General features: G+C 60.8%; 5 protein-coding genes. 2 read left to right on the top strand and 3 right to left on the bottom strand.

The window, feature by feature from the left end; translation table 11 throughout:
- The 3 genes from AC1XOS_RS21605 to AC1XOS_RS21615 form a co-directional block, all read right to left on the bottom strand.
- The coding region (locus AC1XOS_RS21605; protein ID WP_481964279.1) for a PHP domain-containing protein at positions 1-363 on the bottom strand (363 nt) is incomplete at its 3' end.
- 6 nt (positions 364-369) lie between these two features.
- Complete coding sequence (locus tag AC1XOS_RS21610) at positions 370-597, bottom strand: hypothetical protein (protein WP_481964280.1); 228 nt, start codon at positions 595-597, stop codon at positions 370-372.
- Positions 594-1,742: a DNA polymerase Y family protein gene (locus AC1XOS_RS21615; protein WP_481964282.1), complete on the bottom strand. Its 1,149-nt coding sequence runs from the start codon at positions 1,740-1,742 to the stop codon at positions 594-596. The genes AC1XOS_RS21610 and AC1XOS_RS21615 overlap by 4 nt, the downstream gene beginning before the upstream one ends.
- 361 nt (positions 1,743-2,103) lie before the next feature.
- Here AC1XOS_RS21615 and AC1XOS_RS21620 point away from each other — a divergent pair, with 361 nt between their 5' ends.
- The gene (locus tag AC1XOS_RS21620; RefSeq protein WP_481964281.1) at positions 2,104-2,568 is read left to right on the top strand and encodes a hypothetical protein; all 465 of its coding nucleotides are present in this window, start codon (positions 2,104-2,106) and stop codon (positions 2,566-2,568) included.
- 30 nt (positions 2,569-2,598) lie between these two features.
- The coding region (locus AC1XOS_RS21625) for a DUF1016 N-terminal domain-containing protein (protein WP_481964283.1) at positions 2,599-3,148 on the top strand (550 nt) is incomplete at its 3' end.

The following is a 3,148-nucleotide window of genomic DNA, read 5'->3' on the forward strand; positions in this document are numbered from 1 at the left end:
TCCCGTCAGGCAAACGAGCCCCTCACTGTACCGCTCTAGGTCGTCTAAGCGAACGCGCAGCCCCTCCCGGTTTACATCCCGAAGTCCCGCGCAAGAGAGTATCTGGCAGAGCGAGGAGAAACCCGTGGGGCCATCGGCGAGAAGCGTCAAGCGTGCTCCCCCTTCCAATACCACTTCACATCCACCAATGGGCTGGATGCCTGCTTTCTGGCAACGCCGCACCAGCTCGGGGATTCCCGTGATGCTGTTAGTATCCGTCAGGGCAAGGGAAGGCAAGCCCAGCTCAGCGGCACGCAGGACAAGGGCGGAGACGGGAGAGGGGCCACCGCCAAACGAGAACGCCGAGTGGGCATGGAGATGCACTTACCTCTAGTCCTCTTCCTTGGCGAGCATCCAGCTATTCTGGACATGGTGCAGCTCCAGGATTCCTCGTGCCGTCTCGACTTTCCAGACATCACGCTCTGGTTCGCCTTCCAGCGCCCCGATCCACTCCCGGTGGTGGCTATGGACATGCAGTACCTCCCAGCCACTCACCCAGCAGGGAGCACCTTGTGGGTTCGTGACGACAGTAACAGGCTGCCCAAGGATTCGGCTCATCTCTTAGTTGCCTCCCGTACCAGCTCGCGGCGTCGGTCTCGGAGAGCAACGGGGACTTTGCCCAGTGTGGTCAGTGCCTTCGAGCCGTAGCGGGCAACAACGAACCGCTTGGCAGCTTCCAAGCGTCGCTGATTCTCCACCCCGACGCTGTCAAAGAGCGAGAGGGACTCGGCTTGTGGTAGCTCCAGCTCGGCGATGGTGAGACGAAGAGAAACAACGGGGGAGCGGAGCGGCTGGAGCGTGAGCAGGCGGCGAGCGGCACTGACGACCTCGGCGGGTGACTGGATCGGCCACGGGGGACGCCAGGAGTGCTCACTCTTGCCGCGCTCAGTCTCGACAGCAAGCGTCACCACGCGCCCGTAGCGACGGAGCTGGGTCAGCTCTCCTGCCCCTTGCCGTGCCAGCGCGACAATGTGTACGTCGAGGCAGGTGGCATCTTCCAGCGGCTCCAAGTCGAAGCGGCAGGTAAGGTCAATGGTTGGGAGCGGCCAGAGGGGGCGAACGGGATCTCCATCTAGCCCCTGGGCGCGGCGGTAGAGCAGACTGCCGAGCTTGTGGCCGAATTGGTAGCGCAGCGCCGTCTCCCCAGTGTGAGCGACCTCGCCCGTAGTATGTAGACCAAGACGCTCCAGCTTCCCGGTGATGGCAGCGTCCTCTGGCCAGAGGAAGTGTGAAGGGGCAAGGTCAAAAGCAGCCACTCCAGACTCCGCCAGTGTTCGGGCGATGAGTTTCGAGGAGCCTGTAGCGAGAACGGGAGAGAGCTCAGGAAATGCCTCAGCTAGGCGACGGTGAACCAGAGGCTCCTCTCCCCTCTCCAGCACGACATAGGCTGCATCGGGTGCGACCGGCTCCACAGTCGGTGAGAACTCAGCCAGCACATCGTAGAGGCAGTGTGAGAGCGGGCGTGGATCTACCTGCTCCAGTGGGACGACCAAAAGCATCGGGCAGAGACGGCGGGCCCGCAGGACGCTCTGGCCAACGTGTACCCCAGAATGTCGTGCCTGTGGCGAGGCATCTCGGATAACCTTCCCCTCGCTGACTGCAATTGGGACAAGTCCGATTTCCTGAGCAGACACGCGAGCAGATGCCAGAGACAGGAGCCCTGATATGTGGATATAGAGAATCATGGTCAGATATGGAATCATCAAACAATCGTTTGCTTTATACCACACCTCATCATGCTATAGGCAACTTGACTCAAATCCGTGCAATAGACACAATACGACGTTGTCCTCCTCGCTAAGGAAAAGTCGAATTTTCCGATAAGCTCACCACCTCCCTGCATTGACAATTTTTAACCATTCCTAACGAGCAGGAAAACGCCACAGTAGCAACGAATTTGGTATTGCTATGTTTCTACTGCGGCAGCAACTTGTTAACGATTTCGGTGAATACATTCACAGTTTTCTAAATATCAAACAATCTCAAATCTCGAGATACGTTGAGAACGAACTGGGGCAAGGAGCGCTCTGGCCAGAGCCTCTTGTTCAGCTCATTGATGAGTTAGTGGAGATAGGCAGACTGGATGCACGCTGTAGCGGAATTTTTCGCCGTAGCAAGTCCGAAGCCGCCCACGGCACCTACCGCACCCGCGACTGCATCCTGGAAATCTACGACCAGATGGCCGCCGGGCACTTCGTCTCCCCACTCGACCCGCCCCCCGCGCACGGCTCTCGCTCGTCCCTCGCTGCGAAGGGGGGCGGTAGTGACGATGCCAGCGCCACGCCAAACCCTCTTCCCAACGAGGAACGAGTGCAAGGGGAAGAGGGTCGCCGTCTCAGCGGCGGGGAGATGGCCAATCAGGAGAAGGCAAGCGCCGAGACTCCCCCCGCACCTGACCTGGGTGCCTCCGACGACGACAGCCCGCTCACCCTCGCGCTTCCCGTGGGGCGCGTGCAGTACCGCGTCGTGCTGGAGGCGACCGGGGAGATCAAAAACTTCGTCTCGCCCCCGGCGCAGGTGGAGGAATAACACGTGAGCGATGCACTGACCGACGAAACCATGCTGGCGGCGCTTCTAGGCGAGCTACGGAACCTGATCGTCTCGGCACGCCAGAGTGCCCTGCGTGCTGTGGATGTTATCCAGGTACAGACCTGCTGGGAGATCGGGCGGCACATCGTCGAGTTCGAGCAAGGCGGCGCGGCGCGAGCCGCCTACGGCAAGCGCCTCCTCCCCCAGCTCGCCGAGGCACTCACCGCCGAGTTTGGCAGTGGCTTCGATGAGCGCAACCTGCGCCACATGCGTGCCTTCTACAGCGCTTTCCCGATTCGGAACGCACTGCGTACCGAATTGAGCTGGACGCACTACCGCACTCTCTCCCGGATCGAGAGCGAAGCCGCGCGGCTCTGGTACATGAACGAAGCCGCCGACCAGAACTGGAACACCCGTGACCTAGATCGACAGATCGGGCGGCTCTACTACGAGCGCCTCCTCGCCAGCCAAGATCGCGCCGCCATAGAGCAGGAAGCACAAGAGAAAACCGAGCGCACGCTGCGCGAGTTTGTCCGAGACCCTGTCCTGCTGGAGTTCCTCGGGCTACCTGGTGCGGGTC

The organism is Armatimonas sp., from assembly GCF_964826245.1.

Bases quoted from the DNA above. Each gene is read 5' to 3' on its own strand.
- AC1XOS_RS21615 (WP_481964282.1), bottom strand. From the start codon at position 1,742: ATGATTCCATATCTGACCATGATTCTCTATATCCACATATCAGGGCTC.
- AC1XOS_RS21610 (WP_481964280.1), bottom strand. From the start codon at position 597: ATGAGCCGAATCCTTGGGCAGCCTGTTACTGTCGTCACGAACCCACAA.